At 70.8% G+C, this 26,061-nt stretch carries 27 protein-coding genes, 1 tRNA gene and 3 pseudogenes; 15 read left to right on the top strand and 16 right to left on the bottom strand.

Annotated elements, in window-relative coordinates; translation table 11 throughout:
* Positions 1-13 precede the first annotated feature (13 nt).
* Complete coding sequence (locus I6J71_RS02915) at positions 14-1,702, top strand: fatty acyl-AMP ligase (RefSeq protein ID WP_204093306.1); 1,689 nt, start codon at positions 14-16, stop codon at positions 1,700-1,702.
* Between the two features lie 170 nt (positions 1,703-1,872).
* On the opposite strand, the gene I6J71_RS02920 is transcribed toward I6J71_RS02915, so the two are convergent.
* From I6J71_RS02920 to I6J71_RS02930, 3 genes are all read right to left on the bottom strand, one after another.
* Entirely contained in the window at positions 1,873-2,283 is a 411-nt protein-coding gene (locus tag I6J71_RS02920) for a DivIVA domain-containing protein (RefSeq protein WP_204093307.1), read from the bottom strand.
* Between the two features lie 181 nt (positions 2,284-2,464).
* Positions 2,465-3,058, bottom strand: coding sequence for an aminoacyl-tRNA hydrolase (gene pth, locus I6J71_RS02925; RefSeq protein ID WP_204093308.1), 594 nt, complete (start codon positions 3,056-3,058; stop codon positions 2,465-2,467).
* 9 nt (positions 3,059-3,067) lie between these two features.
* Complete coding sequence (locus I6J71_RS02930; protein WP_204093309.1) at positions 3,068-3,673, bottom strand: 50S ribosomal protein L25/general stress protein Ctc; 606 nt, start codon at positions 3,671-3,673, stop codon at positions 3,068-3,070.
* Between the two features lie 351 nt (positions 3,674-4,024).
* Here I6J71_RS02930 and I6J71_RS02935 point away from each other — a divergent pair, with 351 nt between their 5' ends.
* Positions 4,025-5,152, top strand: coding sequence for a hypothetical protein (locus I6J71_RS02935; protein WP_204093310.1), 1,128 nt, complete (start codon positions 4,025-4,027; stop codon positions 5,150-5,152).
* Positions 5,153-5,252: 100 nt separating this feature from the next.
* Complete coding sequence (locus I6J71_RS02940) at positions 5,253-5,897, top strand: NAD(P)-dependent oxidoreductase (protein WP_204093311.1); 645 nt, start codon at positions 5,253-5,255, stop codon at positions 5,895-5,897.
* Between the two features lie 40 nt (positions 5,898-5,937).
* On the opposite strand, the gene I6J71_RS02945 is transcribed toward I6J71_RS02940, so the two are convergent.
* The gene (locus I6J71_RS02945) at positions 5,938-6,804 is read right to left on the bottom strand and encodes a triacylglycerol lipase (RefSeq protein WP_239154391.1); all 867 of its coding nucleotides are present in this window, start codon (positions 6,802-6,804) and stop codon (positions 5,938-5,940) included.
* A gap of 219 nt (positions 6,805-7,023) precedes the next feature.
* Here I6J71_RS02945 and I6J71_RS02950 point away from each other — a divergent pair, with 219 nt between their 5' ends.
* Positions 7,024-7,674, top strand: a complete 651-nt coding sequence (locus I6J71_RS02950) for a TetR/AcrR family transcriptional regulator (protein ID WP_204093312.1) — start codon at positions 7,024-7,026, stop codon at positions 7,672-7,674.
* Here the strand turns inward: I6J71_RS02950 and I6J71_RS02955 are convergent.
* The 5 genes from I6J71_RS02955 to I6J71_RS02975 form a co-directional block, all read right to left on the bottom strand.
* Positions 7,656-8,507 carry a TIGR03621 family F420-dependent LLM class oxidoreductase gene (locus tag I6J71_RS02955; protein WP_204093313.1) on the bottom strand — a complete coding sequence of 284 codons (852 nt, stop codon included), beginning with the start codon at positions 8,505-8,507 and terminating at the stop codon, positions 7,656-7,658. The genes I6J71_RS02950 and I6J71_RS02955 overlap by 19 nt on opposite strands.
* Positions 8,508-8,595: 88 nt before the next feature.
* Positions 8,596-9,576, bottom strand: coding sequence for a ribose-phosphate diphosphokinase (locus tag I6J71_RS02960; protein ID WP_204093314.1), 981 nt, complete (start codon positions 9,574-9,576; stop codon positions 8,596-8,598).
* Positions 9,573-11,066, bottom strand: a complete 1,494-nt coding sequence (gene glmU, locus I6J71_RS02965; protein WP_204093315.1) for a bifunctional UDP-N-acetylglucosamine diphosphorylase/glucosamine-1-phosphate N-acetyltransferase GlmU — start codon at positions 11,064-11,066, stop codon at positions 9,573-9,575. The genes I6J71_RS02960 and glmU overlap by 4 nt, the downstream gene beginning before the upstream one ends.
* Positions 11,067-11,112: 46 nt before the next feature.
* The gene (locus I6J71_RS02970) at positions 11,113-12,807 is read right to left on the bottom strand and encodes a diguanylate cyclase (protein ID WP_204093316.1); all 1,695 of its coding nucleotides are present in this window, start codon (positions 12,805-12,807) and stop codon (positions 11,113-11,115) included.
* A 96-nt stretch (positions 12,808-12,903) separates the two neighbouring features.
* Positions 12,904-12,975: transfer RNA gene (locus I6J71_RS02975), tRNA-Gln, on the bottom strand.
* Between the two features lie 207 nt (positions 12,976-13,182).
* Here I6J71_RS02975 and I6J71_RS02980 point away from each other — a divergent pair.
* Positions 13,183-14,142 carry an acyl-CoA desaturase gene (locus I6J71_RS02980; protein WP_204093317.1) on the top strand — a complete coding sequence of 320 codons (960 nt, stop codon included), beginning with the start codon at positions 13,183-13,185 and terminating at the stop codon, positions 14,140-14,142.
* 51 nt (positions 14,143-14,193) lie between these two features.
* Here the strand turns inward: I6J71_RS02980 and I6J71_RS02985 are convergent, their stop codons facing one another.
* Positions 14,194-14,625, bottom strand: coding sequence for an HIT family protein (locus tag I6J71_RS02985; RefSeq protein ID WP_204093318.1), 432 nt, complete (start codon positions 14,623-14,625; stop codon positions 14,194-14,196).
* 147 nt (positions 14,626-14,772) lie between these two features.
* Positions 14,773-15,681 (bottom strand): LysR family transcriptional regulator, encoded by a 909-nt coding sequence (locus tag I6J71_RS02990; protein WP_239154392.1) that lies wholly within the window; start codon positions 15,679-15,681, stop codon positions 14,773-14,775.
* A 77-nt stretch (positions 15,682-15,758) separates the two neighbouring features.
* On the opposite strand from I6J71_RS02990, the gene I6J71_RS02995 reads away from it, so the two are divergent.
* The 4 genes and pseudogenes from I6J71_RS02995 to I6J71_RS03010 all read left to right on the top strand — a co-directional run.
* On the top strand, positions 15,759-16,589 hold the full coding sequence (locus I6J71_RS02995) for an oxidoreductase (protein WP_204093320.1): 831 nt from the start codon (positions 15,759-15,761) through the stop codon (positions 16,587-16,589).
* A 99-nt stretch (positions 16,590-16,688) separates the two neighbouring features.
* Complete coding sequence (locus I6J71_RS03000) at positions 16,689-17,279, top strand: TetR/AcrR family transcriptional regulator (protein WP_204096834.1); 591 nt, start codon at positions 16,689-16,691, stop codon at positions 17,277-17,279.
* 123 nt (positions 17,280-17,402) lie between these two features.
* Positions 17,403-17,913 (top strand): annotated as a pseudogene (locus I6J71_RS03005) (leucine zipper domain-containing protein); the annotation flags it as partial.
* Positions 17,865-18,367, top strand: a pseudogene (locus I6J71_RS03010) (LuxR C-terminal-related transcriptional regulator); the annotation flags it as partial. The pseudogenes I6J71_RS03005 and I6J71_RS03010, both read left to right, overlap by 49 nt.
* A 4-nt stretch (positions 18,368-18,371) precedes the next feature.
* On the opposite strand, the gene I6J71_RS03015 reads toward I6J71_RS03010, so the two are convergent.
* Positions 18,372-18,761, bottom strand: coding sequence for an NUDIX domain-containing protein (locus I6J71_RS03015; protein ID WP_204093321.1), 390 nt, complete (start codon positions 18,759-18,761; stop codon positions 18,372-18,374).
* Positions 18,758-19,267 (bottom strand): isochorismatase family protein, encoded by a 510-nt coding sequence (locus tag I6J71_RS03020; protein WP_204093322.1) that lies wholly within the window; start codon positions 19,265-19,267, stop codon positions 18,758-18,760. Before I6J71_RS03020 ends, I6J71_RS03015 begins: the two co-directional genes overlap by 4 nt.
* 80 nt (positions 19,268-19,347) lie before the next feature.
* Between I6J71_RS03020 and I6J71_RS03025 the strand changes: the two genes are divergently transcribed.
* The gene (locus tag I6J71_RS03025; protein ID WP_204093323.1) at positions 19,348-20,067 is read left to right on the top strand and encodes an SDR family NAD(P)-dependent oxidoreductase; all 720 of its coding nucleotides are present in this window, start codon (positions 19,348-19,350) and stop codon (positions 20,065-20,067) included.
* Here the strand turns inward: I6J71_RS03025 and I6J71_RS03030 are convergent.
* Together I6J71_RS03030 and I6J71_RS03035 are read right to left on the bottom strand one after the other, a co-directional pair.
* Complete coding sequence (locus I6J71_RS03030) at positions 20,057-20,569, bottom strand: DedA family protein (protein WP_204093324.1); 513 nt, start codon at positions 20,567-20,569, stop codon at positions 20,057-20,059. The two genes, I6J71_RS03025 and I6J71_RS03030, sit on opposite strands and share 11 nt — an antisense overlap.
* Positions 20,541-21,146, bottom strand: coding sequence for a class I SAM-dependent methyltransferase (locus I6J71_RS03035; protein ID WP_204093325.1), 606 nt, complete (start codon positions 21,144-21,146; stop codon positions 20,541-20,543). Before I6J71_RS03035 ends, I6J71_RS03030 begins: the two co-directional genes overlap by 29 nt.
* 124 nt (positions 21,147-21,270) lie before the next feature.
* Here I6J71_RS03035 and I6J71_RS47550 point away from each other — a divergent pair, with 124 nt between their 5' ends.
* From I6J71_RS47550 to I6J71_RS03050, 4 genes and pseudogenes are all read left to right on the top strand, one after another.
* Entirely contained in the window at positions 21,271-21,660 is a 390-nt protein-coding gene (locus I6J71_RS47550) for a hypothetical protein (protein WP_239154393.1), read from the top strand.
* Positions 21,618-21,971 carry a hypothetical protein gene (locus I6J71_RS47555; RefSeq protein ID WP_239154394.1) on the top strand — a complete coding sequence of 118 codons (354 nt, stop codon included), beginning with the start codon at positions 21,618-21,620 and terminating at the stop codon, positions 21,969-21,971. Before I6J71_RS47550 ends, I6J71_RS47555 begins: the two co-directional genes overlap by 43 nt.
* A 409-nt stretch (positions 21,972-22,380) precedes the next feature.
* Positions 22,381-23,027, top strand: a pseudogene (locus I6J71_RS03045) (response regulator).
* A gap of 37 nt (positions 23,028-23,064) precedes the next feature.
* Positions 23,065-24,243: a sorbosone dehydrogenase family protein gene (locus tag I6J71_RS03050; protein WP_204093326.1), complete on the top strand. Its 1,179-nt coding sequence runs from the start codon at positions 23,065-23,067 to the stop codon at positions 24,241-24,243.
* On the opposite strand, the gene I6J71_RS03055 is transcribed toward I6J71_RS03050, so the two are convergent.
* Complete coding sequence (locus I6J71_RS03055) at positions 24,230-24,982, bottom strand: helix-turn-helix domain-containing protein (RefSeq protein WP_204096835.1); 753 nt, start codon at positions 24,980-24,982, stop codon at positions 24,230-24,232. The genes I6J71_RS03050 and I6J71_RS03055 overlap by 14 nt on opposite strands.
* Before the next feature lie 92 nt (positions 24,983-25,074).
* Between I6J71_RS03055 and I6J71_RS03060 the strand changes: the two genes are divergently transcribed.
* A complete protein-coding gene (locus I6J71_RS03060; RefSeq protein ID WP_204093327.1) occupies positions 25,075-25,989 on the top strand; it encodes an LLM class flavin-dependent oxidoreductase in 915 nt (304 codons plus the stop codon).
* The last annotated feature ends 72 nt before the right edge of the window (positions 25,990-26,061 follow it).

Raw genomic sequence — 26,061 nt, forward strand, 5'->3', positions numbered from 1 at the left:
TAATCTGACGCCCATGAGTCGGTTCGTGGACACGCTCGTCGGGACGGCGACGGGGCGGGGTCAGCAGCGCGGCATGGTCACGGGCGAGCCCAAGGAGCCGGTGCGCCGGACGTGGGCGGAGGTCCACGGCCAAGCCAGGAAGATCGCGGGTGGATTGGTCGCGGGCGGGCTGAAGCCCGGCAGCGCGGTGGCCGTGCTGGCCGCGGCGCCGGTGCTCATCGCGCCGACCGTGCAGGCCGTGTGGCTCGCGGGCGGCAGCGTGACGATGCTGCACCAGCCGACGGCGCGCACGGACCTTGGCGAGTGGGCCGAGGACACCGTCAAGGTGCTCGAGATGATCGACGCCGGGCTGGTGCTGCTGGGCGAACCGTTCGACCAGCTCGCGCCGGTGCTCGAGGAAAAAGGCATCAACCACCGGCTGATCACGGAGCTGGCCGGGTCGGAGCCGCTCGCGGACGTCGTGGCGACCGGTGAGGACGACACCGCGCTGCTGCAGCTCACCAGTGGTTCGACGGCCGAGCCGAAGGCCGTGCGGATCACCTACGGCAACCTGTACACCAACGTCAAGGCGATGGTCGAGCGCGCGGAGTTCGACTTCGACGTCGACGTGATGGTCTCGTGGCTGCCGACGTTCCACGACATGGGCATGGTCGGTTTCCTGACGGTGCCGATGACCTTCGGTGTCGAGCTGGTCAAGATCACGCCGGTCGAGTTCCTCACCGGTCCGCTGATCTGGCCGGAGCTGATCTCCAAGTACGGCGGCACCACCACGGCCGCGCCGAACTTCGCGTACGCGATCGTCGGGCGGCGCATGGCGCGCGTCGAGGACGACAACGCCTACGACCTGTCGAAGCTGCGCATCGCCCTCAACGGCGCGGAGCCGATCGACGAGACGGCGGTGCAGACGTTCGTCGACGCCGGCGCCCGCTTCAAGATGCCGCCGGAGTGCGTGTTCCCGGCCTACGGCATGGCGGAGGCGACGCTCGCCGTGTCGTTCGCGCCGCTGTTCACGGGCCTGACGCTGGACGTGGTGGAGGCAGACGCGCTGGAGGCCGACGACCGCGCCGTCCCGGTGCCCGAGGGCGACCCGCGGCGCGGCACGGACGAGGTGCGCTCGTTCGCGCTGCTGGGCCGTCCGCTCGACGGGCTGGAGGCGAGCATCGTCGATTCTTCGGGCACCGTGCTCGGCGACCGGCAGGTCGGCGAGATCCGGCTGCGCGGCCCGGCCGTGACGCCGGGGTACCTGACCGTCGACGGCCCGCTCGACACCCAGGACGCCGACGGCTGGATGCTGACCGGCGACCTCGGTTACCTCGTCGACGGCCAGATCGTGATCTGCGGGCGCCGCAAGGACGTCATCATCATGGGCGGCCGCAACCTGTACCCGACCGACATCGAGCGTGCGGCGACTTCGGTCGAGGGCGTGCGGGCCGGTAACGCCGTCGCAGTGCGCCTCGACGCGGGCAGCCGCCGCGAGCGCTTCGCCGTGGTCGTGGAGTCCAAACTGGCCGGTGACGCCGACGCGGAACGCGCACTGGCCAAGCAGGTCGCCGCGCGCGTGCGTGACGCCGTGGACATGCGGCCGTTCGCTGTGGTCGTGCTGCCGGCCGGCAGTCTGCCGAAGACGCCGTCGGGCAAGGTCAAACGAGCTGCGACGGCGGTGCAGTACGCGGACAAGATCGCGCGCCACGGCGAAGACTGAGCAGCGTCGGCCGCTGCCGGTGCCGCGGCAAACGCAGAACCGGCCCGCTCAGGAAGGTGAGTGGGCCGGTTCTGCGTTCGGGGTTCGGGAGTCCGGAGGGCGGGGTTGGTCGGAAGAAGGGAAGCGCCGCGGGGGAACGGCGCGAAGGGACCGCTAGTGCCCCGTCGGGGCTAGTGGAGGCGTTCGGCAGCCTCCCCTGACTCCGGCGACGGCCGCGACGCCGACTCCGGATCAAAAGTCGAACCGGAAGCCGAAGGCCGCGGCGCCCGGGCGGACGTAGCCTCCCCGGCAGCACGAGCGCCCGGCACCGAAGGCACCCGGCGGCCCGACAGGTCGGCGAGCTGGGCTTCCACGACGTCGAGGAAATCGTCGACTTCGCGTTCGTCGTAGCCACGCTTGCCGATGAGCGGCTTGGAGAACATCACGTGGTGGACTTCCGCTGCGGTGAGGTCGTCCTCGTCGGCGATCGTTTTCGCGATGCGCCGCACGAAATCGTCGACCTCGTGTTTCGCGTAACCACGGCGGCCGATCGGGGCGTTACCGAAGGTGACCTCGGTGAGGTCCTCGGCGGTAAACGACATGAAGCATTCTCCGATTCAGGGTCGGTCTGCGAACTCCCGCATCCCGTCCTAACCGGTCACCGGAGCGGCGGGAAGGCCGAGCGCGCCGGGACGACTCGATCAGGCCCCCATGAGTCGCCCATCGAGTGAGGGAAAACTACGGACCGCAACGCAAAATCACTCATAGAGAGCAACCGGGTGCTCAGCCCGCGTGGAACTCGTTCTGCGCCGCCGTCAGCCCCTTCGCGACGAGCGCCTCGACCGCGTCCGCGGCGGTCGACACCTCGAACGGGAGCTCCTTGCGCTCGACCGTCGAGAAGTCCTTCAGCACGAAGTCGGCCGGGTCCTGGCGCCCCGGCGGGCGGCCGATGCCGACGCGCACGCGGTAGTAGTCACGCGTGCCCAGCGACTTCGTGATGGACCGGAGGCCGTTGTGGCCGTTGTCGCCGCCGCCGAGCTTCAGCTTCAGCCCGCCGAACGGCACGTCGAGCTCGTCGTGCACCACCACGATCCCCGACGGCTGGATCTTGAAGAACCGGGCGGCGCCCACCACGGGCCCGCCGGAGAGGTTCATGAACGACCGCGGCTTCACCAGCACCACACGCTGTCCAGCGAGCCGGCCTTCGAGCACCTCGCCCCCGGTTTTGTGCGCCTTGAACTTGCCGCCGATCCGGCCGGCGAGCTCGTCCAGCACCATGAAACCGACGTTGTGCCGGTTGCCGGCGTACTGGGGCCCGGGATTGCCGAGGCCGGCGAGCAGGATCAGCTCGCCGGCCCCGGGCAGGTCTTCACTCACGAGGTGAGTTTATTCGGCTTCCTCGGCCGGAGCCTCGGCGGCTTCGGCGGTCTCCTCCTCGGAGACCTCCTCACGCTGCGGCTCGGTGACGGCCACGACCAGCGCCTCGCCGTCGGTGACCAGCTCCGCGCCGCGCGGCAGCGTGATCTGGGAGGCGGTGATCTGGGTGCCGACCTCGCGGCCCTCGACCGAAACCTCGACCTGGTCCGGGATGTGCAGCGCCTCGACCTCGACCTGGATGGCGTCGAGGTCCTGGTTCACCAGGGTGCCCGGGGCGGCGGTGCCGGTGACGACGACCGGCACGTCGACGGTGACCTTCTCGCCGCGGCGCACGACCAGCAGGTCGACGTGCTCGATGTAGTTCTTCAGCGGGTGCACGACGATGGTCTTCGTCAGCGCCAGCTCGCTGGAGCCCTCCAGGTCGAGGGTGATGACGGCGTTCGAGCCGTTCTCACGCACGACGCGGGCGAACTCGATGGCCGGCAGCGCGAAGTGCCGCGGGTCCGAGCCGTGCCCGTAGAGGACCGCGGGGATCTTGCCGGCGCGACGGGTGCGCCGCGCGGCGCCCTTGCCGAACTCGGTGCGCGGTTCGACGGTAAGACGTACCTCGGACACGGTGTAGCACTCCTTCAAATCACAAATCGGTGCAGCAGGTGGCGGCGGGGATCGTCGATCTCTGCTTCATGGCGGTGTACTTCAAAATCGGCTGCGTACGGCGGCGAGTTTCCGGGCGTGAACGCTCCACGGGGCTTCTCGAGCCGCCGCGTCGATCACGCTGGGCACCCCAGGGTGCACCCGCCTCGCCGAGACAACTCGAGAAGTGTAAACCCTCGTCTCACAAGGAGCTTGCGGCGGGTGGCCCCGCACGACTAAACCTTGGTCCTGCCGCCGGGTGACGACACAATTCCGGTGGCGCAGGCGCGTGCCGCGGGCATGGGATGATCCCCGCGGAAAAGAGGGGCGAGAATGCGGGCTCGATGGACCGCCGCGGCGGTCGTGCTGCTTTGTGGGGTCCTTGCGGGCTGCCAGGTCGCTGTCCGGGGGTCGGCGGGCGTTTCGGCCGCTGACCAGCAGAAAGCCGACCGGCTGGGTGAGCAGCGAGACGCCGTGCTCGGCGCGTTGGGGGCGCTGGGTCAGGCGCCCGCGCTGGAGTTCGACACCACGGTGAAGGACGCGTCGGGCAAGCCGGTCGGTCTCGGCTACCGCATCACGCGCGACGGCGACGGGTTCGGCGCGCTGCCGTTCGAGGGTCACGTCGTGCAGATCGCCGAGCCCGCGGGTGATCTCTACCTCTCCGCCGACGCCGACTACTGGAAGTCCCACGGCCTCGAAGAGGACAGCACGCAGTTCGGCGCCGGCTGGGTGCACACCGTCGGCACGGAGCTGCCGATGGACCCCGCCACGCGGCTCGCCCCGGACCCGCTCGCGGCCGGGCTGCGCAAATCGTTGTCGAGTCTCAACCAGACAGCCGACCCGGTGAAGCGCAAGCTCGACGACGGCACGGAGGTCTACCAGCTCGGCGGCGGCCTCGGCGAGCTGCAGGTGACGACTGCGCGGCCCTATCGCGTGGTCGCGTTCGCACCGGCGCTGCTCGACCCGCTGGCCGGCGCGAAGCTCGGCACCGGCTTCCAGGTGAAGGCGCTGACCGGCGATGCGCTCAAGAAGTTCCACACCGACTTCGACGCCACCGTCGGCGGGCTCGGGCAGCCGTTCGACGGGCTCGCGCAGTCGAGCGTGGTGGTGACCAACGACCGCCTCGACTGCAAGGACTTCGTCGGCTCCTGCACCGCCACGGTCGACGTCACGAACAGCGTCGTCGGCAACGGCCCGGGTGCCGCGCCGACCGTCCACATCACGCTGACCATCGACATCAGCGCCGACGCACTGGGCTCCAAGACCTGCTCCAGCCAGGGCGACGCCGCCGCCGACGCGACGATCACCATGTCGTGCTCCGTGAAGTTCACCCTCCCCAACCGCACGGCGAGCTACCAGGTCCTGGCCAAGCCGACGGCTGTGGGCGAGGTGCACGTCCCCGTGGACGTGAACGCGCTGAAGGCGAAGCTCACGCAGTCGTTCGCCGCACTGGGTGGCTGACCTGCACGCCTACCCGGCGGTGCGTTGGTTTCGTTGAAGTAGCGGATCTTCCGGCTCTACCCTCGCCCTCGTTGAGAGTTCAACGAGAGGGATCGGAGAAATGGGCAAGCTGGTGGTGTTCGGCGCGACGGGTTACGCCGGCGGCCGGATCACGGAGGAGGCGCTGCGGCGCGGCCACACCGTCACGGGCGTGGCGCGGAAGGCGGACGGGCTGCCGGCCGAGGTCGAGGTGCGGGCGGGTTCGATGCACGACGCCGGGTTCGTGGCCGACGTGACCCGGGGCGCGGACGTGATCGTGGTGGCGACGCCCGGGCGGGCGAACGAGGAGGGCAAGAGCCTGCTGGACGCGCTCCCCACCCTCGTCGACGCGGCCAGGGCGGCCGGGGCGCGGCTGTCGTTCGTGGGCGGGGCCGGGTCGCTTCGGGTGGCCGAGGGCGGCCCTCGGCTGATCGACACGCCGGAGTTCCCCGAGGAGTACAAGCCGGAGGCCGGCAGCCACGCCGAGGTGCTGGCGGCTCTCGAGCGGCTGCCCGCCGACGTCGACTGGTTCTACGTGAGCCCGGCCGCCGAGTTCGGCGCGTGGAACGCGGGGGAGCGCACCGGGAAGTTCCGCGTGGGCGGCGACGTCCTGCTGGCGGGCGAGGACGGCCGCTCACACATCAGCGGTGCCGACCTCGCGATCGCCTACCTCGACGAGATCGACGAGCCGCGCCACAGCCGGCGCCGGTTCACGGTCGCGTACTGAGGAAGCAGGGGCCCCTCCGGCTGAGGGGCCCCAGCCCGGCTCAGCCCGGCGAACCGGCCGTGCAGAAGAACTTCGTGGCGTGCGCCGGGTCGAGGGCGTTGGTCACGAGGTTCCAGACGTTCAGGTCGTAGGCCTCCCCGATGTGCCCGACGGGGTCGAACGGGCACGTGTCCTGGACGTACTCGTTCACCACCCCCGGCTCGCGCACGAACGCCGTGTGGGTCGGCGTCACGAGTTCGTCGAAGCGCGACGTGATCACGGTGTAGCGCACGCCCGCCTGCGCGATGGGACCGCTCGTGAGCGTCTGGACGGCCGAGCCGTCGGTGATGAGGTCGTCGCACGCGGGGCAGCCGAGTGTCTGCAGCGCCTTGCCGACGGCGTCGCGCCCGCCCTGGCCGAGCAGGTACGCGAGCTTTGTCAGACCGGCGAACGTGGTGCCGTGCGTCGGCGGCGCGATGGCGACGACGGCGCCGATGTCGTCGGCGATCCCCTGCGTCTTCGTGACGTACAGGGACTGGAAGCCGCCCTCGGAGTGGCCGACGAGGTCCACTTGGGACGCTCCGGTCTCCGTGAGCACCTGCCCGATGAACTGCTTGATCTCACCGGCGGAGTCGGCGATGGGCCGCAGGCCGCCGACGACCGGGAACTCCGGGTACGCGCCGTAGGTCGAGCTGAACGTGCAGTAGCCCTTGGCCGCGACCGCGGACTGCAGGAAGTTCAGGTCTTCGTAGGAGGTCGCGCCGAGGCCGTGGAGGAAGACCACCGGCCGCGGGTGCGCGGCGCTCGGGCGGCACGACGGGTCGTTGTTCCCACCGCCCGCGGCTTGGGCGGGCGCCGCCGTGAACGCGGCCATGGCGAACGCCGCGACGGCCAGCACGGCCGCTTTCGTCCGCAATCGTGTCCTCATGCGAGAGGTCCTTCCTCGGCGTCGTTGCCGACGGTCGACGGGGGTGGGAGAAGATCGGTCGCGCGAAGAGTAGCGCCGGCCGGCCCGGCGCGCATGGGTCCACAGTGGACTCAGTGCGCCGGCCGTCTTGACATCGAATACCACACGGTATTGGATACCTGAAGGTATTGAGTTTTTGGTGGCGTAAGTCAAGCACCTGACCAGGGGGGATTCGCGAGGATGCGCACGCGGCCGACCCGCGCCGAAACACGCCGTCGAGTCCTCGACGCGGCGTTCGAGGTGTTCGGCGAGAAGGGCATCACGGCCACGAAGCTCACGGAGGTCGCGGCCGCCGCGGGCCTCACCAAGGGTGCGGTCTACTCCAATTTCGCGTCGAAGGACGAACTGGTGCTGGCGCTCATGGAGGAGCACGCCGTGCACCGGCTGGAGGCCAGTCTGGTGGGCTTCGCGGCGGCCGGCGACGGCGCCACCGCTCTGGCCGAGGTCGCCGCTGTGCTGATGCACGAGATGCGCGCGGACGCCGTCTGGCACCGCCTGCTCGCCGAGTTCTTCGCCATGGCCCACCACGACGCCGACCGCCGCGCCGCCCTGCGCGAGCGCCGCCGCGCCGTCCGGCAGACCATCGCCGCGGCTCTCGACCGGCTCGCCGCCGGCTTCGAGGTGACACTGCCGCTGCCGTCCGGCGAACTCGCCGTGGTCCTGCTGGCGCTGAGCAACGGCCTCGCCGTCGAAGCCGACATCGACGAGGAGGCCGTCCCGGAAGGCCTGCTCGGCCGTGTGCTCACGCTGATCGCCGGCGAGGCTGTGGCAAAGGTGCGTTCAGCCGCGGAAAGCGTTGCCGCACAAGGCGATCAGCGACCCCGAAGCTGAGCGACGACGGGCGCGAGCTCCTCCATCATCGAGTCGAACACCGTGAGGTAGGAAAAGCCCCAGCGTTCCCGGCGTTTCACGAGCTGCTCGACGATCTCCTCCACGGTGCCGAACAGCAGCTGCGGCGTTTCGAGCAGCTCCTCGACGCCCGGTTCCGGCTCCGTCAGCGATCGCCACTCCTCGGCCGCGGCCCGGCGGTCGGTGGTCACGACCACGCGCTGCACCAGCAGGTTGTATTCGACGTCCCGATCGCCGGCGAGCGTCCGGAAGTACGCGACGCGCTCGTCCATCGCCGGAGCCGGATCCAGCACGAACGTGCCCGGTGGTTTGCCCGGCGCCTGCCGCAGCCCGGCGAACCCCACGACGTCGGCCTCGGCCGCCGCCAGTGCGAGCACCCCGTCGCTGTTGCCCGCGATCAGCAGCCGCGGCACAGTCCCGAGCCGCGAGCGCAGCTCGGCCAAGCCGTCGCGCAAGTACGCGATCCGGTCCGCGGCGTTGCGCCACGGCAGCCGCGCTTCGTCGAATTCGGCCTTCATGTGCCCGGATCCCAGTCCTAGCTCGAGCCGGCCGTTCGTCAGCACGTGGGTGCTCTCCACGTCCCGCGCGAACAACGCGACGTTGTAGAACGGCAGGTTCGACACGAGCGTCCCCACCAGTGGCCGCGACGTCACCGAAGCCGCGGCCACGAGCGCCGGGAACGGCGCCGGCCGCCCTGCCCCCAGGTGGTCGGGCACGCTGATCGCGTCGTAGCCGAGCTCCTCGGCTCGCCGGCACTGATCGGCGAACGACGACGTCACGGACCGCAGGCTGACACCGAATTTGAACTTCCCCATGCGGCGAAGCTAGCCGCACCACCACGACCCGCACACACGCTTTCGCCGTCGGCGGACCGGAATCCGCCGACGGCGAAACGGGGAGAACTCAGGCCGCGCCGTCGAACAGCGACGTCACCGAACCGTCTTCGAACACCTGCTGGATGGCCTCGGCCAGCATCGGTGCGATCGAGAGCACCGTCAGCCCCGGGAAGCGCTTCTCCTCCGGGATCGGCAGGGAGTTGGTGACGATGACCTCACGCGCCTTGCACTGCGAAAGCCGCTCGGTCGCCGGGTCGGACAGGATGCCGTGCGTGGTCGCGATGACGACGTCGGCCGCGCCCTCGTCGATCAGCGCCTCGGTGGCCTTCACGATCGTGCCGCCGGTGTCGATCATGTCGTCGATCAGCACGCACAGCTTGCCCTCGACCTTGCCGACCACGCGGTTGGCCACGGCCTGGTTCGGCTTGTCCGGGTCGCGCGTCTTGTGGATGAACGCGATCGGCCGGTCACCCAGCTGCTGCGCCCACTTCTCCGCCAGCCGAACTCGGCCCGAGTCGGGCGAAACGACCGTGATGTCCGCGTCGCCGTAGGTGGCCTTGATGTGGTCGGCCAGCACGGACTGCGCCATCAGGTGGTCGACCGGGCCGTCGAAGAAGCCCTGGATCTGCGCGGTGTGCAGGTCGACGGTCATGATCCGGTCCGCGCCCGCGGTCTTGAACAGGTCCGCGATGAGCCGCGCCGAGATCGGCTCGCGGCCCTTGTGCTTCTTGTCCTGCCGCGCGTACGGGTAGAAGGGCATGACGACGGTGATCCGCTTCGCGCTCGCGCGCTTGAGGGCGTCCACCATGATCAGCTGTTCCATCACGTACTCGTTGATGGGCGTGGTGTGCGCCTGGATCACGAAGGCGTCGGTGCCGCGCACGGACTCCTCGAACCGCACGAACAGCTCGCCGTTGGCGAACGTGTGCGCGGTCTGCGGGGTGATCGTCACGTTGAGGTGCTTGGCGACCTCTTCCGCGAGCTCCTGGTGCGCACGGCCGGAGAAGAGCATCAGATTCTTCTTCGGCGTACCTGACTTCGGACTCATGCTGGCGACTCCCCGTCGTTTCCTGCTTCCGACACGGACACGGCGGTGTCCTCACTCGCGGCGAGGGCGGCTTCCGCCGCTTCCGCCGCCGGCGTGCCCGGCCTGCGCCGGACCGCCCAGCCCTCGACGTTGCGCTGCGGACCCGCCGACAAAGCAAGTGCACCAGGCGGCACGTCGTCGCGGATCACCGCACCCGCTCCACTGTAAGCGCCATCACCGATCCGCACCGGCGCGACGAGCGTGTTGTCCGCACCAAGCCGGACATAGGACCCGACCACTGTGTGGTGCTTGTTCACGCCGTCGTAGTTCACGAAGACGCTGGAGCAGCCGATGTTGCTGTGGTCGCCGACGGTCGCGTCGCCCACGTAGGTGAGGTGCGGCACCTTCGTCCCGGTGCCGATCTGTGCGTTCTTCGTCTCCACGAACGCGCCCAGCTTGCCCTTGGCGCCGAGTTTCGTGCCCGGCCGCAGGTAGGTGTACGGGCCGACCTTCACGCCGTCGCCCAGCTCCGAGTCGTCGGCGTGCACGCGGACCACGGACGCGCCCGCGCCCACCGTCACGTTCACGAGCGTCGTGTCCGGGCCCACCAGCGAGCCCTCGCCGACGGACGTGGTGCCCTTGAGCTGCGTGTTCGGCTCCAGCGTGACGTCGCGCGACAGCGTCACGTCGGCCCCGATCCACGTGGTGTTCGGGTCGGTGACGGTCACTCCTTCGCGCTGCCAGCGGCGCACGATGCGGCGGTTGTACTCCGCGCCCAGCGTCGCCAGCTGCACGCGGTCGTTCACGCCCTCGGTGACCCACGGGTCGTCGACCACGAGCGCGCCGACGCCCTTGCCGTCGTGGTGCGCGATACCCAGCACGTCGGTGAGGTACAGCTCGCCCTGCGCGTTGTCCGTCGACAGCCGCGACAGGCCGTCGGAGAGCACCGCGGCGTCGAACGCGTACACCCCCGAGTTGATCTCGGTGATCTCGTGCTGCTCCGGCGTCGCGTCCTTGTGCTCGACGATCGAGCTCACCCTGCCGCCGGCGTCGCGCACGATGCGGCCGTAACCCGCCGGGTTCTCGACCACGGCGGTGAGCACCGTGACCGCGTTGCCCGAACCGGTGTGCTCGGCCAGCAGCGCGGCGAGGGTGCCGGTGTCGAGCAGCGGCACGTCGCCGTAGCTCACGAGCACCGTGCCGGTGAGGCCCGCCGGCAGCTCGTGCAGCGCGCACGACACGGCGTGGCCGGTGCCCTTCTGCTCCGCCTGCACGGCGGTGGTCACCTCACGGCCGAGCGCTTCGCCGACGCGCGCCAGCTCCGCGCCGACGGCTTCGCGGCCGTGGCCGATGACCACGACCAGGTGTTCGGGGTTCAGGCCGGCCGCGGCGCGGACGGCGTGCTCCACCAGGGGGCGCCCGGCGATCGGGTGCAGCACCTTCGGGGTGGAGGAACGCATGCGGGTGCCCTCACCCGCGGCGAGGATCAGCGTGCTCAGCGGGCCGCTCAACGAGACTCCCAACGATTCACCGGCTCGTTTCCGTCGGGCAACGATCCTACGTTGGGTCCTCGACGCCCCACGAGGGGTCGGCGTGGACGCTTTCCGCAGGCCAGCTCGCGCCGGCGTCGCCCGCCATCGAATTGGCCGAGGCGACCTGGTTGCCGCCCCCGCGTTTCGCTTCGTACATCGCCGCATCCGCGCGCGCGAGCACCTGCTCGGCCCGCTCCTGCGGCCGCAGCGACACCAATCCGATGGACAGGGTGACGCCGTGCGACAGGTGGTGCGGCAGCTCCGCCACCGACTTCACCGCACGGCCGAGCGCCATCTTCGCGGCCGACGCGGGCGCTCCCGGCAGCAGGACGATGAACTCGTCCCCGCCGTAGCGGGCCACGACGTCGTCGCCGCGCAACGCGTCACGCAGCGTGCTCGCGACGACGCGCAGCACGTTGTCGCCTTCGGCGTGCGACTGCTTGTCGTTCACGCCCTTGAACCCGTCGAGGTCCACGAGGCCGACGGCCAGCGGCTGCGCGTCGGCCGACGACGCGAGCGTGCGCAGGCGTTCGTCCAGCGCGCGGCGGTTCGGCAGCCCGGTGAGCGGGTCCTGCAGCGCCTGCTGGGTGATCGCGCCGTGTTCGGCCGACAGCCGTTCGTGCTCCCGGCGCGCGTTGAGCGTGGCGATCTGCGATTCGCGCAGCGTCCACATCTCGGCTTCGAGCGTGGTCGCGTAGTCGATGAGCGACTGGCTCGCGCCCGACCCGTAGTCCGGTGTGGTGTCCAGGCGCGCGAGCTCCCGCGCGATGTTGAGCCGCATCGACGGCTGCGACAGGTCCTTCGCCATTGCTTCGCGCGTCTCGCGCAGCACTTCGAGCGCCTCGTCGCGGCGGCCGGCACGGTCCAGGCAGCGCGCGAGCGCGATGGCGACGATCTCCTGCTCGTGCGGGAAGTGGTGGCCCTGGCGCATCTGCCACAGCCGGTCCACGTGCTCGGCCGCCGGGTTGTGCAGCGCGAGCGCGGCGGCGAGTACCCCGACCTGGTCGACGGCGGCGACGCCGGGCTTGCGCGGGAACAGCGATTCGGCGAACGGCCCTTCGGCCGCCACCGCCATCGACGCGGCGGTGCGGAACTTCTCGGCCGCCTCGTCGTATTGCTCGATGCGTTCGAGCCGCAGGCCCCAGCCCAGCAGCATTTTCACGCGGTTCATCAGCTGCAGCGTGATCTCGTGCGGGCTCGCGCTCTCTCGGATCGCCTGGTGTGCCCGGCCGATGACCTCTTCGGCGGCTTCGTACACGCCGAGCTGGTTGAGCACGATCCAGCAGTCGATGAGCGCCATCGACTGCATGCGGTTCCAGTTGCGCACGCCGACCTGGCGATCCGGGATCGTGGAGTCGTCGAGGATCGCGAGCGCGCGGGCGATCTCGGTGAGCGCGGCGTCCTCCTGCGCGGCCAGCACGAGCCGGCGCCCGCGCAGGGCGTGCGCGTCGGCGCGCAGCAGCGACAGGCCGTGGCGGCGGGTGTGGGCGAGCATCTCGTCGAGCCGTGGTTCCGCTTCGGCCGCCAGCCCGCGCGTGACCAGCCGCGCGAACGCCGACGCGCGCAGCAGCTGCGCCACCAGTGTCGGTTCGCCTCGGCGCAGCGTTTCGTCGAGCAGCTCATCCATGATCGCGACGATCTCGAGCTGCTTGTCGAACTCCTGCCGCTGGACGGCGGCGATGAGTTCACGCGCTCGGCCGACCAGCCACGCGTCCGACATCTCGACGAGAGTCGGTCGCCTGGCGCCCCCGGAGTCGATCGCTTCGTCGCTCAGCCGCCCCACATCCCCATCGCCTCGGGTCCGGTCATTCGCCTGCTCCGCCGCCAGGATTCGAACCTGAACTGTCAGAACCAAAATCTGAAGTGCTGCCGATTACACTACGGCGGATCGATCCTGGTCAGGATAGCGATGATCGGCGACAGTGGTGGCGGGAGGGTGAGGGGCCCGTGTGGCGGGTACCCCACGGTTCGGACCACGTGTGACGGAAACCGGGCATTTCGGGCCTCCCCACGGCTCGAAACCTCCTGTACCGTAACTTACGGCATCGTAGGTTAGGTCACCCTTCGCAAGGGCTCGTAGGAAGAAGTGAACTGTATGACGGCCACCCTCGACCGTTCCCAGCCCGCTGGAGAGCCACCGGCCCCGAAGGGCCCCAAGCCGATCCTCGACGGCAAGCGGGGCATCGGAGTGCAGGTCTCGGTGTACCTCGGTGTGCTCGCGCCACTGGTGGCCCTGCTGGTCGCCGTGCCGTTCGCGTGGGGCTGGGGCCTGACCTGGGTCGACGTCGCGCTGTTCGTCGTCTTCTACGGCGTCAGCGGGCTCGGCATCACCGTCGCCTACCACCGGTACTTCACGCACGGATCGTTCAAGGCCAAGCGCTGGCTGCGCGTCGTGATGGCCATCGCCGGCAGCATCGCCCTGCAGGGGCCGGTCATCACGTGGGTCGCCGACCACCGCCGCCACCACGCCTTCTCCGACCGCGACGGCGACCCGCACTCGCCGTGGCTGTTCGGCACCTCGCCCGTCGCGATCGCCCGCGGCTTCTGGCACGCCCACATGGGCTGGCTGTTCGAGCGCGACAAGAGCAACCAGACCCGCTTCGCGCCCGACCTGGTGAAGGACAAGGCGATCCAGAAGGTCGACGACCTGTTCTGGCTGTGGTCCCTGCTGTCACTGGCCCTGCCCGCCCTGCTCGGCGGCCTGATCACGTGGTCGTTCTGGGGCGCGCTGACCGCGTTCTTCTGGGCCGGTCTCGTGCGCATTTGCGTGCTGCACCACGTGACGTGGTCGGTCAACTCGATCTGCCACATGATCGGCGAGCGCCCGTTCACCGCGCGTGACCGCTCGGCCAACTTCTGGCCGCTCGCGATCTTCTCCTTCGGCGAGTCGTGGCACAACCTCCACCACGCCGACCCGACGTCCGCCCGGCACGGCGTGAAGCGCGGCCAGATCGACATGTCCGCGCGGCTGATCTGGCTGTTCGAGAAGTTCGGCTGGGTGCACGACGTCCGCTGGCCGACCCCGCAGCGCCTGGCCCGGATCGCGGCCGAGTAGCTCCGGTTTTTCACGCGGACCACCGTGGTGCACGGTGGTCCGCTTGCCGTTTCAGGGGTTGTTCAGCGCTCGAGCCAGCCTCTGGTGTTCGTCTCCGGTGGCCGGGTGGCTCGATCTCCGGTCCGGCCACAGGTCCGTCCCGTCGTCCGGCCACCGCGGCACCACGTGGAAGTGCAGGTGCGCCACGCTCTGCCCCGAACCCGGTCCGCTGGCGTTGAGCACGTTGACGCCGGTCGCGCCCAGCGCCCTGGTCATCGCGTCGCCGACCCGGCGCACGAGGCTGATCGTGTGGTGCAAAGCGGCGTCGGTCGCGTCGAGCACACCGGTGCAGTGTTCCCGCGGCACCACGAGCGTGTGGCCGGGCGCCAGCGCGCTCGCCGGCAGCGGCAGGAACGCGGCGGCGTGGGGTCCGCGGCTGAGCCAGGTGGCCGACCCCGATTCGAGCAGACCGCAGAAGACGCAGTTCACCAGTGCATTGTCCATGCTGGTTGCGGGCACCCCGGGTGTCTGATCTTCGCTTCCCCCGATCTGTTCACGCGGCCCTGGCGCCGGAGCGGGTCGCGCGGTTCGGTCCGACGTCAACGAGGTCATCGCCCGTGCGGCGCGGTCGGCGGGTAGGCCGCACCGTGCTCATTCCGGGGTCCTGACGCTTTGCGTCGCGAGCCGGGCCGCACGGGCGTAGGCGTGGACGAGTGGCCGATTGTCGTCCTTGCGCCAGGCCAGGGCGAGCCGGCTGGGTGACACGCCGCGCACCGGCCGCGCGACGACGTCGCCGCGGGTCAGCAGGGGTGCGTTGCCGGCCGCGATGAGGCACACGCCGCGGCCGTCGACGAGGGCTTCGTAGGTTTCGTCCGCGCTCGTGATCTCGGCGCCGATCACCGGCGCCCGGCCGGCGCGCGCTTCCGGCGCCAGCCAGTAGTCGCGCAGCGGGCCCGCGCTCTCGGGCAGCGCGAGGAACGGCTCGTCGAGCAGGTCGGCGAAGTCCACAGTGGACTGCCCCGCGAGCCGGTGTCCCGCGGGCATCGCGACCAGCCGTGGTTCTTCGGCGACCACGACCCAGTCGTAGCGCTGCGCGCCGGGCACGGGCAGCCACACGAAGGCGACGTCGGTGGAGCCGTCCGCGAGCCCGGCGGTGGAGTCGTGCCAGCCGATCTGCCGCAGCGTGATCCGGGCGTGCAGGTGTTCGCCGGTGAACCTCGACCGGACTCCGGGCAGCAGCCCGCCCCGGCCGGGGCTCGTGCTCATCCCGACGACGAGCGTCTCGCGCTGTGCGGCCTTGGCCCGCACGACCGCTTCGTGCGCGGCGTCCCACTCCGCCAGCACCCGGCGGGCGTGCGGCAGCAACGCCTCGCCGACGGGCGTCAACCGGACCGTGCGCCTGTCGCGTTCGAACAGGGCCGCGCCGAGTTGCCGCTCGAGCATGCGGATCTGCTTGCTCAGCGCCGGCTGCGAGACGTAGAGCCGCTCGGCCGCGCGCGTGAAGTGGAGCTCCTCGGCGGCTGCGGCGAAGTAGCGCAGGTCGCGGCTGTGCACGTCCACAACCATTGGTTATCACAGCAGGTCTTGGACGTGCGAGCGGTTTGCCAGCAGAGTCGGTTCCGACGAAGGGACGGGACATGAACAAGGTTTGGCTGGTCACCGGGGCGAACAGCGGCTTCGGCCGCGCCATCACGGACGCGGCGGTGGCCGACGGTGACGTCGTGGTCGCCGCGGCGCGGCGCCCGGAGGCGCTCGCCGACGTCGTCGCTGCGCACCCGGACCAGGCGGAGGCGGTGGCGCTGGACGTCACGGACCTCGCGGCGGTCGAGGCCACCGTCGCGTCGGTGCTCGCGCGGCACGGCCGGATCGACGTGCTGGTGAACAACGCGGGCCGCGGCCACGTCGGCGCGTTCGAAGAGACCACCGACGAGGAGCTGCGGTCGCTGTTCGACGTGCACGTCTTCGGTCCCGCGGCGCTCGTGCGCGCCGTGCTGCCGCACATGCGGGCCCGGCGTTCGGGCGCGCTCGTGCAGATGAGCAGCATGGGCGGGCAGCTGTCGTTCGCGGGTGTCTCGGCCTACAGCGGCACGAAATTCGCGCTGGAAGGGCTTTCGGAGGGGCTCGCCGACGAGGTGAACCGCCTCGGGATCAAGGTGCTGATCGTGGAGCCGGGCGCGTTCCGCACCGGTTTGTGGGGCAGCACGAGCCACAGCGACGAGATCCCGGACTACGCCGATTCGGTCGGGCCCACCCGCCGCCTCGTCGTCGACGCCGACGGCACGCAGCCCGGCGACCCCGCGAAGGCGGCCGCCGTGATCCTCGCCGCGCTCGACGCTCCGGACACCCCGCTGCGCCTGGCGCTCGGCGCGGATGCCCTCGACGCCATCAGCGCTCACCTCGAGCAGGTGCGGGCGGACCTGGCCGCGTGGGAGGCTCCCGCGCGGGACACCGCGTTCGACAACGCCTGACCTGCCGCTACCCTGCTGCGCATGGCGGGGAGACGGCGAGCGAAGCGCGAAGCAGCGGTGACCGGAGCGCGGCCGGCCGCACCGGTGCCGCGCGTCCGCATGACGGGGAGCGAACGGCGGCAGCAGCTGCTCGCCGTCGCGCGGGCGCTGTTCGCGGAGAAGGGCTTCGACGGCACCTCGGTCGAAGAGATCGCCGCCCGCGCCAACGTGTCGAAGCCCGTCGTGTACGAGCACTTCGGCGGCAAAGAGGGCATCTACGCGGTCGTCGTGGACCGCGAGACGCAGCTCCTGCTGGACCGCATGGTCAACACCCTCCACGGCGGCCACCCCCGCGTCATGCTGGAACAAGCGGCGATCGCCCTGCTCAGCTACGTGGAGGACTCCCACGACGGCTTCCGCATCCTCGTGCGCGACTCCCCGGTCGCCAGCTCGACCGGCACGTTCTCCACCGTGCTCAACGACATCGCCGGCCAGGTCGAACACATCCTCGCCCAGCAGTTCGCGGCGCGCGGCTATGAGGAGAAGCTGTCCGCCCTGTACGCCCAGGCGCTCGTCGGGATGGTCGCCTTGACGGGACAGTGGTGGCTCGACGCGCGGAAGCCCAAGCGCGATGAGGTGGCCGCGCATCTGGTGAATTTGGCGTGGAACGGCCTCTCTCACCTGGAACACAAACCGCGGCTGCTGGGCTAGGTGTGATGTCCAGGGACGCTGTTTTGGGTTTGAGGGGTGCGACGGCCTGTCGTGCGGACAGGTGAAAGCCTCTGGTTGTGGGGTGGAACGGTCTAGGAACCGCTCCACGAACCAGAGGCCTTCGTGTCCCACCTTAACGCCACGCTCACCCCTCGGACCCGGCTGCGACTGGCCCGGTTGATCGTCGAGCAAGCCTGCAGCTGTGCAACTGCGGCAGCAATGTTCATGGTGTCGCCACGGACTGCGCGTAAATGGGCCGGCCGTTACCGTGCGCAGGGCAAGGCCGGGATGCTCGACCGGTCCTCGCGCCCGCACCACCGCCCGGCCAGTACCCCGCCCGGCATCGTGCGGCGAGTCGTGCACCCGCGGTGGCGGATGCGACTGGGCCCGGTCCAGATCGCCGGCCGGCTGGGCATGCCGGCCTCCACGGCCCACGCGGGTGCTGACCCGCTGCCGGATCAACCGGCTTTCCCGCATCGACCGAGTGACCGGAGAACCGTTACGCCGCTACGAACACGCTCACCCCGGATCGCTGATCCACGTGGACGTCACCAAGTTCGGCAATATCCCCGACGGTGGTGGCTGGAGCTGGACGGCATCGAGGCGACCCGGCTGCTCGCCGAACGCGCGCCCCAGGTGCGCGTGCTGATCCTGACGATGTTCGACCTCGACGGTCCCGTCTTCGACGCCCTGCGCGCCGCGCCACCGGGTTCCTCCTCAAGGACACCCGCCCGGCCGAGCTGTGCGCCGCGATCCGCACCGTCGCAACGGGCGACGCGCTGCTCGCACCGTCCGTCCTTCGCCGGCTCATCGCCGAATTCGCCCGCACCACCGAGCGACGCAGGCCGCTCGGTGCGGGGCTCGACGTGCTCACCGCACGCGAACGCGAAGTCCTGACCCTGATCGCGCGCGGGCTCTCGAACTCGGAGCTCGCCACCCGACTGCGCCTCTCACCGGCGACGGTCAAGGCGTATGTCGGCCGGCTCCTGGCCAAGCTGCACGCACGCGACCGCGCACAACTGGTGATCGTGGCTTACGAATCCGGTCTGGTCACGGTGGCCAAGTTCCCCAGCCCGAAGCTCGGCTGACCGCCTAGAGCAGGCCCTGCGCGTGGAGGTCGTCGAAGATCAGCTGGACCGCCGCGGACACCCGGCCGCGGTCGGCGTAGCCGAGCCAGCCGAAGGAAGCGATCTCACTCGCGGCCGCGAGCGAACCGGCGTACGACGCGGTGTAGCACGTCATCCGCACCGCCGTGCCCGGAGCCTTCCCGTCCGCCCGCGCTTCCCAAACCCCCGCCGGTGCAAGCGAAGCCGGGTCCAAGGACACCGAAAGCTCCTCCGCGATTTCGCGCACGAGCGTCTCGGCGTCCGTCTCGCCCGGTTCGCGCTTGCCGCCCGGGAGGTACCACGTGGATTTGCCGCGGGAGACCGCCGCGAGGACGCGGCGGTCGACCACGTGCAGCCACGCGATCTTGTCGATCACCCCAGCGCCGCAAGGGTTTCGGCGGTCGTGAGGACCGTGCCGAGGCGCGGGAAGATCTTCGTGGTGGACGATTCGTGCGCGATGTCGGACAAGCCCGTCATGGCGTCGGAAACGGCGACGACCTCGTAGCCGAAGTCCGCGGCCGCGCGCAATGTGGACTCCACGCCGAACTCGGTGGCGATGCCGCCGAACACGACGGTGCGCACGCCGGCGTCGCGCAGGTGAGCGTGGAGATCCGTGTTGTAGAAGCCGCCGATCGCCGTCTTGATCACGAGCTTCTCCCCGGCACGCGGCTTGAGTTCGGCGATCACCGGCGATTCCTCCGAACCCGGCCGGCGCACCTGGATGATCACGATCTGTGCGCCGGACTCGGAGAACGCATCGCGCAGCCGCACGGCGTTGGCGGCCACCTCGGGACCGGTGAAGGGAGTCGTCGGCAGCGCGACGATGCGGTCCTGGAAGTCGACGAGCACCAGCGCCGTCGAAGCGGGGTCGAACAGGGTCATGACCTCGATCCTACGAGCGCGCGCCGCCGCGGCGGTCCCGGTACGGTCTGGGTGCTCGACTGGGGAAAGGATCTTTACCAATGACACGTGAAGTACTCGTCACGGGCGGTGGCACGGGAATCGGCTACGCCATCGCGGCCGCGTTCGCCGCCAATGGCGACAAAGTGACGATCACCGGGCGCCGCGAGAGCGTGCTCACCGAGGCCGCGGCGCTGCTCGGCGCCCGCGCGGTCGCGTTCGACGCGGCCGACCACGAGGCTGTCGAAGCCGCCTTGGCCGAATTGCCCGGCCGCGTCGACGTCCTGGTCAACAACGCCGGCGGCAACACCGATTTCCTGCGCGGCGACAGCACGGAGCTGGCCACGCTCGCGGCCGCGTGGACCGCGAACTTCCGCGCCAACGTCTTCACCGCCGCCCTCGTCACGGCCGGCCTGCGCGGCCGCATCGCCGACGGCGGCCGCATCGTCACGCTCGGCTCCATCGCCGCTCACACCGGCGCCGGTTCCTACGGCTGGGCCAAAGCCGCGGTGGAGGCGTGGAACGCGGACCTCGCGCGGATCGTCGGCCCGCGCGGCATCACGGCGAACGTCGTCGCGCCCGGCCTGGTCGTCGACACGGAGTTCTTCCACGGCAAGCTCACCGACGAACGTCGTGAGCGCCTGATTGCGAACACCATGAACAAACGCGAGGGCCGCCCGGAAGACATCGCCGAAGCCGTGACGTTCCTCGCCAGTGCCGCGGCCGGCCACATCACCGGCCAGGTCCTGCACGTCAACGGCGGCGCGTTCATCAGCAGCTGAACGCCACCCATCCGGCGGCCTGCCCGGCGAACAGCTCCACCCCGGCCCACACCACGGCCGCGCAGACGCTGCCCGCCGCGAACCGCCGGTACGGCAACCCCGCCGAACCGGCGATTCGAGGCACCAGTGTCCGCACTCCCACCAGGCACCGCCCCGCCACCACGGCGGGCACGCCGTACCGGGCCACCACAGCTTCCGCGCGGTCCCACCGCGCCGGGCCGATCCGCCGCCCCAGCCGCGAAGACCGCACCCGCGGCCCGAGCACGCGGCCCTCCCAGTACGCCAGCTGATCGCCCAGCACCGCGGCGCACACGCACACCACCAGCGCCACCCACCACGTCAACGTGCCGCGCTCCACCAGGAAGCCCATCATGAGCAAAGTGGACAGTGTCGGCAGCACGATTCCCGGCAGCATTGCCGTTTCCGCGACGATGATCAGGCCGCCCACGACGTAGACGACGAGGGCGGGCGCGTCAAGAAGCGGCCGCAGCAGGCTGGTCACGCAGAGCCCCGAGGTGACAGGCCGGCAGCGCGGCGCGGTAAACGTACGCCGGCGGCAGGTTGCGCCAGACCACCCGCGTGCGCTCGACCACGGAGAACCGGCTCCGCAGCAGCCGCGCGAACCGGCGCGCGGGCGGCGTCCAGGCGGTGTGCGCGTAGGCGAACGTCGTGAACCGGCCGTGCGAAGACAGCGTGCCGCAGATCGCATCCAGCACCTGCCTCTGGCGTACCGCCGGCATGGCCGTCCACGGCAGACCGGAAACCACGACGTCACACGCTTCGGCGAGGAGCGTGGCCAGCGTCTCCGCCGAACCCTCCACCACCGAAACCGACGGGAACGCGCGGCGCAGCGCACCCACCAGCCGCGGGTTGATCTCGACGGCCGCGAACGCCGCGGACGGCGGCAGCGCCGCCACGATCGACGCCGTGAACACCCCTGTGCCCGGCCCGAGCTCCACGACGGACCGGGCGGATTCCAGCCCGAGGTCGCGGGTCATGGCGGTGGCCAGCGAACCTGAGCTCGCGGCGATCGCGCCCGTCAGCATGGGGTGGCGGAAGAACTCCGTGGTGATCGACATGTCTCCGAAGTTAGGGACGCACCTCGTCGCCGCGGATCAGCCGGAAGGCCCGTCGAGATCGTCCGATCGGAGGACCGGCGGCATTCTGCGGAACGAAGTGGCGGGCGCTCGTTAGCGTCGAGCCGTGCGACGACTGGTGGTCTGGGTGCGCAGGCAGCGCTGGGCGCTGGACCTGCCGCTGTACGCCGTCTTCCTGCTGCTCGGTCCGAACATCGCGGCGAAGCAGTCGTGGGCACTGCAGATGGTGCCGCTCGCGTTCCTGCTGCCACTGCTGGTGCGCCGCCGCTTCCCGCGGACCGCGGCTGTGCTGATCGTCGCCGGCGTCGTCGCGGCCTTCACCGACGAGGTGTGGGCCTACGACCGCGGCCGCAGCGAGCAGGCACTGGCTGTCGTGGTGTTCACGCTGGTCAAGAAGGGTGACCGGCTCTTCGGCGCCGTCGTCGCGCCGGCCGTGCTGGTGCTGGAGTTCGAGTGGGGTTCACGTGGGGCGTCACCACGCAGAACCCGACGCTGACGATCGTCGGCGTGCTGCCCCTGCACGTCGCGGCGTGGGCGCTCGGCGAGTTCTTCCACGCCAAGGAGCAGCTCACCGAAGAGGAATGGCTGCGCGCGGACCTCGCCGAGCCGGAGCGGCAGGCGCAGGCGCGCGCGGCCGTCGCCGAGGAGCGCACGCGCATCGCCCGCGAGCCGCCCGACGTGCTGGCCACAGCACCATCACGATCCCGAGGCCGTGGACCGCACGGCCGCACCGGCCGCACCGGCCGCACCGGCCGCACCGGCCGCACCGCCGCACCGGCCGCACCGGCCGCGGCGGGCTGCCGGTGAACCCCGCGCACGCCGCAGCCGACGCTCGACCAGCTGCGCGCGCTCGTCGGCCAGTCCGATCAGGCTGGCCGCGACGTCGAGCTCGAAGTGACCGGTGACGGCACCGACTTGCCCGCCGGTGCCGCCCTGCAGGCCTACCGGATCGTGCAGGAGGCGCTCACGAACGTGCTCAAGCACGCGCCCGCCGACGCCACCACCTGCGTGCGAGGGGCGTTCACCCGCGCCGAAGTGCGCCTCGAGGGACGAACACCGGTGGCCGGCAACCGGTCGCGGCCGGCTTGCCGTCGTCGGGCCGCGGGCTGGCCGGGACGGCACAGCGGGTGGAGCTCTACCGCGGTGAGCTCGAAACGGGCCCGCTGCCGGACGGCGGGTTCCGCGTGCGGGCGACGCTGCGGACGGGGGAGGCGGGATGACGTCGGTGCTGATCTGCGACGACCAGGAGCTCGTGCGTGTCGGGCTGCGGATGATCGTCGACAGCCAGCCGGACCTGGAGGTCGTCGCCGAGGCGGGCGACGGATCCGCCGCCGTCGAGATCGCCCGCGAGCGACGGCCGGACCTGGTGCTGATGGACATGCGCATGCCGGTGCTCGACGGCGTCGCCGCCACCGAGCGGATCTGCACCGAGCTACCGGACGTGCGCGTGCTGGTGATCACCACGTTCGACCTCGACGAATACGCCTATTCGGCCCTGCGCGCGGGCGCGAGCGGTTTCCTGGTCAAGGACGCGCCGTCGGACGAGATGCTGGTCGCCATCCGCGGTGTGCTGCGCGGCGACGCGATGGTGTCGCCCTCGGTCACGCGGCCGCTGCTCGATCGCTACCGGACCGCGCGCCCGGCCGCGCAGCCGCAGCTGGACACCCTGACCGAGCGCGAGAAGGACGTGCTCGGGCTCCTCGCACGGGGCTGTCGAACGCCGAGATCGCGCGCAAGCTCTACCTCGGCGAGACGACGGTGAAGACGCACGTCCGGCGTGTGCTCGGCAAGCTGGGCCTGCGCGATCGCGTGGACGCGGTGGTGTTCGCGTACGAGCCGGGTTTGGTCCGGCCCGGCGGATGAGCCGCGATCGCCGGTTTTGTCGGGCATGCTGGACGGTATGCGCAAGCCCGGAGTCGTGCTGCTGGCGGTGGTCGCGGCGTTCGCCGCGGGGTGTTCGGGGGCGGCTTCGTCGTCGCCTCCGCTGACCAGCGCGCCGTCTTCAGCGGCGACCGGCGGGTTCCGCGTCGAGACGGTCGCGGGCGGGCTCGAACACGGCTGGGACATCGGGTTCCTGCCCGATGGCTCGCTGCTCGTGCCGCAGCGGCCCGGCAAGCTCGCGCTGATCCGGGCCGGCCGCACGACCGAGGTCCGCGCCGACTTCTCCGACGTCCTCGTGCAGGGCGAGGGCGGGCTCATGGGCCTGGTCCTCGCAGCGGATTTCGCGACGTCGCGGGAGTTCACCACGTGCCAGACGCACCAGGAAGCCGACCGGGCCGTGGACGTCCGGCTCGTCACGTGGCGGTTGGCAGCCGACAGCTCGAGCGCCACGAAGGTCCGTGACCTGCTGACTGGCCTGCCCGTGAACCCCAGCGGCCGCCACTCCGGCTGCCGCCCGACGCTCGCCCCGGACGGCGCGCTGCTCGTCGGCACGGGTGACACCGCGCGCCCGACCATCGCGCAGGACCGCCGCAGCCTCGGCGGCAAGGTGCTGCGCATCAACGCGAAGACCGGGGAACCGTTGCCGGACAACCCGTTCTTCTCCTCCGCGGACCCGAACGAGCGGCGGATCTACACCTACGGCCACCGCAACATCCAGGGCGTCGCCATCCGCCCCGGCACCGGCCAGGTCCTCACGTCCGAGCACGGTCCCACCTTCGACGACGAGGTGAACCTCATCCGCCCCGGCGGCAACTACGGCTGGGACCCGTCCAAGGGCGGCACGGATTCCTCCTACGACGAGAGCGTGCCGATGACGGACACCACCCGGTTCCCGAACGCGGTGCGTCCACTGTGGACGTCAGGGAACATCACGGAAGCCACGTCCGGGGACGCGTTCCTCACCGGCAAACAGTGGGGGCCCAACGATGGCGCGCTCGCCGTCGTCGCTTTGAAGGGGCAGAAACTGCTGTTGCTCCACCTCGACGCCGCCGCCCACGTCACGCACGTGACGCTGCCGCCGGAGTTCAACGAGCACTTCGGCCGCCTGCGCGCCGTCCGCTCCGCCCCGGACGGCAGCCTCTACGTCACCACGTCCAACGGCTCGGACGACAAGCTGCTGCGCGTCACGCCGGCCTGAGCAAGCCGGCCGTCTCCGCGTCGGCCGGCAGGAACGTCTCCAGGCTCAGCTCCGCGATCGTCACGTCCACGGCCGTCGTGAAGCGGGTGATGGCGGTGATCAGCCGCAGGTCGCCGAGCGAGGTCTTGAGGTGCAGCGGCACCGCGAAGCCGAGGTGGTCGGCGGAAGGCTGTGCCGGCTTCGGGAGGTAAGCCGTGAGTTCCTCCAGCAGCTCGCGGTGGCGGGGGTCGGGCAGGCCCTGGCGGGGGCGTTCCAGCACGTGCTGGGCCCAGTCTGCGAAGTTGGCGATGCGCGGGGCCATGCCCTCGGGGTGCAGGGCCATCCGCAGGACGTTCACGGGCGGCCGCAGCAATTCGGGCGCCACGCCCTCGGTGAGCAGGGCGAACGCGTCGTTCGCGGCGACCAGCACGCCGTAGCGGTCGACGATCAGCGCGGGGTGGGGCCGGTGCCCGTCCAGCAATGCGCGCAGTGAGCCGAGCACCGGCGCGAGCGCCGGGTCGTCCAGCGGCGTCTCGGCGTAGCCCGGTGCGAAACCCGCTGTGAGCAGCAGGGCGTTGCGTTCGCGCAGTGGCACGCCTAGTGCCTCGGCCACGCGCACGACCATCCCGCGGCCGGGCGTTGAACGGCCGCGTTCCAGGAAACTCACGTGCCGCTGCGTGGTGCCCGCTCGCGTCGCCAGCTCGAGCTGGCTCAGCCGGCGGCGGGTCCGCGCGTCGCGCAGCGCGTCGGGGAACGCCATGTCCATGTCGCCAGGCAAGCAGAAGCCGCGCGGCCGCGCCATTCCCTTCGGGGAATTGCCGCGAGACCCCGGCGCGTCGAATTCTCGCCGGCATGGAATTCGGACTTCTCCTGCCGGCAGGGCGGGCTCAGCTGGCGGCGGGCGGCGACGTCGGCGCGATCGTGGACCTGGCGTGCGAGGCCGAGCGCCTCCGCTTCGACTCGGTGTGGGCGGGCGACTCGATCGTGCGTGCCCGCATCGAGCCCCTGACCCTGCTGACGGCCGTCGCGCAGGCCACCGACCACGTGACGCTCGGGACCGCCGTGCTGCTGCCCGCGTTCCGGCATCCGGTGCAGGCCGCGTTGACCGTCACCTCGCTGGACCTGATCTCCGGCGGCCGGCTCGTGCTGGGTGTCGGCGCCGGGTTCCCCGGTTTCAGCGAGCCGGAGTTCGAGCTGGTGGGCGTGCGGTTCAAGACGCGGTTCTCACACCTCGACGACGTCGTCCGCCTGTGGCGCGAACTGTGGAGCGGCAACCCCCGCTCGTTCCACGGCAAGGTGCTGCGCTACGACTGGCTGCCGGACGTTCCGCGCCCAGCGCGCGAAGGTGGCCCGCCGATCTGGCTCGCCGGCGCGACGCCGTCCGCGCTCCGGCGCGCGGGCGAGCTCTACGACGGCTGGCTCCCGTACCCACCCGCCCCCGCCGACTACGCCCGGGGCCTCGCCGCGATTCGTCCCTCGCGCCCGTTCACGCCGGCGTTGTTCGCGACCGTCTACGTGGACGACGACGCGGGCCGCGGCACGGCCGTGCTGGAGGAGTACGCGAAAGGTACGTACCAGCGCCCGCTGTCCGTCGTCGGCGGTATCCAGACGATGCTCACGGGGCCCGCGCCGGTGGTTGCCGCCGGGCTTCACGCGTACGCCGACGCCGGTGCAGACCACGTGCTCATCCGCATCGGCGCGATCGACCCTTCAACGGTGGCCGAGCAACTCCCGCGGATCGCCGAAATTGTGGCGCAGCTGACTTGAACCGATCAACACTTCCCATCCGTGTCACGGGCATCAGTCCGACGACACGGAAAGGAAGTGCGGTCATGATCG

The sequence above is a fragment of the Amycolatopsis sp. FDAARGOS 1241 genome (genome assembly GCF_016889705.1).
In the GTDB taxonomy this organism is placed as follows: Bacteria; Actinomycetota; Actinomycetes; order Mycobacteriales; family Pseudonocardiaceae; genus Amycolatopsis.